4 protein-coding genes are annotated in these 3,052 nt (G+C 33.2%); all 4 read right to left on the bottom strand.

The genetic code is table 11. The features are described 5' to 3' along the window. Positions 1 to 222: 222 nt before the first annotated feature. On the bottom strand, positions 223 to 1,176 hold the full coding sequence (locus HOG71_13810; protein ID MBT5991921.1) for a succinylglutamate desuccinylase/aspartoacylase family protein: 954 nt from the start codon (positions 1,174 to 1,176) through the stop codon (positions 223 to 225). Next, the gene (gene rimK / locus HOG71_13805) at positions 1,166 to 2,041 is read right to left on the bottom strand and encodes a 30S ribosomal protein S6--L-glutamate ligase (GenBank protein MBT5991920.1); all 876 of its coding nucleotides are present in this window, start codon (positions 2,039 to 2,041) and stop codon (positions 1,166 to 1,168) included. Before rimK ends, HOG71_13810 begins: the two co-directional genes overlap by 11 nt. Further along, positions 2,038 to 2,493, bottom strand: a complete 456-nt coding sequence (locus HOG71_13800; GenBank protein MBT5991919.1) for a peptidase — start codon at positions 2,491 to 2,493, stop codon at positions 2,038 to 2,040. Before HOG71_13800 ends, rimK begins: the two co-directional genes overlap by 4 nt. 112 nt (positions 2,494 to 2,605) lie before the next feature. Continuing rightward, positions 2,606 to 2,758 (bottom strand): hypothetical protein, encoded by a 153-nt coding sequence (locus HOG71_13795; protein MBT5991918.1) that lies wholly within the window; start codon positions 2,756 to 2,758, stop codon positions 2,606 to 2,608. Positions 2,759 to 3,052 lie beyond the last annotated feature (294 nt).

Here is a 3,052-nt window from a genome sequence, read left to right as displayed (position 1 = left end):
TAAATCGCAAATACTGTCTGCCAATGATAGGGCTTTTTGTAATTTCATACTACAAATATACAATCTATCGCGCTGATTAACAGGTTCTTGGATTCGTTTTTTGCTCGTGTTTATCCACATTTACCATGCAACGGTCTTGAAATATGTGTTTTTCATTTATGATATTGAAAATTAGTCATTTCTTCAAAAAATCAAATTTCTGATATTCCATTAAATAATTAACTATATTGTTTCAATACTAATATGGAAGATTGCATCACCCTTATTTACGATAGGTGCAGTGTTTACACTAAATATATAGCAATCGAAAGGTGCATACACTTTCTTTTCGAAATCACCATAGGGGTCCGTAATTTTAGCAAGTAGTGTTTTCGCGCTAACCCATGTCCCGTTTTCTATTAGTAATTGAAACATTCCTGAAAAAGGAGCGCGTAACCATTTCGATTTTTCGATTAATACAGGCGTGTTCTTTTTACTAATTTCTCCGTCATGCATGCCTAAATATTTCATCACATTTAAGGCCCCTTCAACACCACAATCGATTACCTTGTCATCTAAATCTGATGATTTCCCACCTTCATATAACAAAATAGTTTTACCAAGCTTATTTATAGTATCCCGTACTGATTTAGCAATATAATTCGAATTCAAAATGAAAGGTGAGCCGAATACTTTTGCAAGATCAAACGATTTTTCTTGATTGAAAACACATCTTACATTTGGATAATTCCATCTTTCAGAACCTCCGGTATGAAAGTCAATAACATAATCAACCAATGGAGCAATTTCTTTGGTAAACTGATAGGCAAACTGACTGGCAAGAGAACCATTTATTGATCCAGGAAACATTCTGTTTAAATCTCTACCATCTGGAAATTTACGTTCCTGGTTTAAGTATCCAAAAACATTGAAAACAGGAATGCATATGATTGTCCCACATTTGGGTTTGTTGAGTTTTTTACGAATAATATCCCTGACTATAGCAACTCCATTTATTTCATCACCATGAACGCCACCCATTAAAAGGAGGGTTGGTCCATCAAGTTTTGCTCGTTCTACAATAATTGTAATTTTCATACTGTTTCTAGTATGAAGTTTTGCTACTTCCAACTCTAAAAAGGTTCGTTCGCCTTTCTTAATTTCCTTGCCAAGAATTTCAAATTTACTATTCGACATTTCTTTCAATATATCTAATAATTTCTCTTGCAATGTCTTTCTTTGTTGCTTTCTCAATGCCTTCCAAACCGGGAGATGAGTTTACTTCTAATACCATTGGACCTTTTGAAGACTGTAACATATCAACACCTGCAATGCCAAGCCCCATGGCTTTGGCAGCTTTAAGAGCTGTTGTATCTTCTTCGTCAGTTAGTTCTATGAGTGAAGCAGTTCCTCCCCTATGCAAATTAGATCTGAATTCACCCTCTTTTCCCTGTCGTTTCATTGCACCAACAACTACACCGTCTACAATGAATACACGTATATCAGCACCTCCTGATTCTTTGATAAATTGTTGTGCAATTACCCTAGCCTTTAAACCATTAAAAGCTTCAATAACTGAGTTAGCTGCGTTATGTGTTTCTGCTAATACAACTCCTAATCCTTGTGTTCCTTCCAATAGCTTTAATACCAATGGTGCTCCGCCAACTGATTCTATCACATGATCAACATCTTTGGCATAATTTGTAAAAACTGTTTTAGGTAAACCAACTCCTGCTCTAGCTAATACTTGTAAGCTTCTTAATTTATCTCGGGATCTGACAAGCGCTTGTGATTCAACTGCTGTAAAAACTTTCATCATTTCAAACTGGCGCACTACTGCTGTTCCATAAAATGTCACTGAAGCTCCAATTCGAGGTATTACAGCATCGATATCATTCAAATACTCACCCTTATAATATATCTTAGGATTTTTCCTTTCAAGTTCAATAGTACATTTCAAATGATCTACAATTATTGCCTCATGCCCTTTTGCAACAGCGGCTTCAATAAGTCTTTTTGTGGAGTATAAATTTGCATTTCTTGATAATACTGCTATTTTCATTTATTTTTATTTTTTCGTTTTTGTTGCTTCAATTTATATGATAAATTGTATTGATCTGTATCAACAATAAACCTGTTATTCAATAATGTTCTTCCAATTAAAATTGGGTTTTTCATATCGCTTCTTTCGCTGAGAGATAGTTCAATTGGATATTCGTTTTCAAATATTTTAATAATCGTTTTGATAACGAAGCGCTCTTCCGTAATACCAAAAGAGTTTTTAATATTTTTCTTCGTAAAATTCTTAGTTTTAAGTTTTTCGTCTCGATACTTTGGATGTGATGGGTCTAATAGTTGAAACTCAATATATTTTTCACCATCAATAATAATTTCTTTTATATCGTGACTGTGGATGGTTGAAGTAAAGGCTCCTGTGTCAATCTTGCAACTTATGTTGGTCAGTTTAAGCTCTGGAAAATCTGCTTTGTCTTTTCTCCCTATTGTTAATTTCATCTACTTTTTAGCAAATTATTAATAGCCTGTAAGTCTATTTGGGCTTGATCTCTTGATTGTTTCAATATACACATTTTAATTGGAATTGATCTGTAAATTCAGGAAAAATCTATTAGTTTATTTCTATTGTTTTTGATGAGTTGACAAAAAGAACATTTGCCAGTTTATCATAACCATGAAAAATTTTACTACCCTCGTTTTTAATGGATTCTTTTCTGAAACCTATAAGGGTTAAACCTGCTTCTGCTGACTTTTCATTAATCATTGATTTGATTGGTGTATTATGTTCTTCTTCTATTATTTGAAAACTTTGTATAGTAATTGGCAATCTGCCTTTATGAACTAATTTTTTTATTAGCTGAGTGGTCTCATCGATTTTTTCTGGTTTGCAAATTTCAAAAATTTTGATATTGGATTGTTTGTAACTAATCAGGGACAAACATAGCAAGTAATTTTATTCAATTTCTGAGTTTTCCACAATATAGATGACAGGTACACGCTTAGGCAATTAATAGTTGCAATCGAATTGATTTGGAATATTTTAAGAAATGGGAATAAC

It is taken from the genome of Bacteroidota bacterium, assembly GCA_018698135.1.
In the GTDB taxonomy this organism is placed as follows: domain Bacteria; phylum Bacteroidota; class Bacteroidia; order CAILMK01; family JAAYUY01; genus JABINZ01.
The sequence above is the reverse complement of the archived record's forward strand: the minus strand, read 5'-3'. Positions and strand labels throughout refer to the sequence as shown.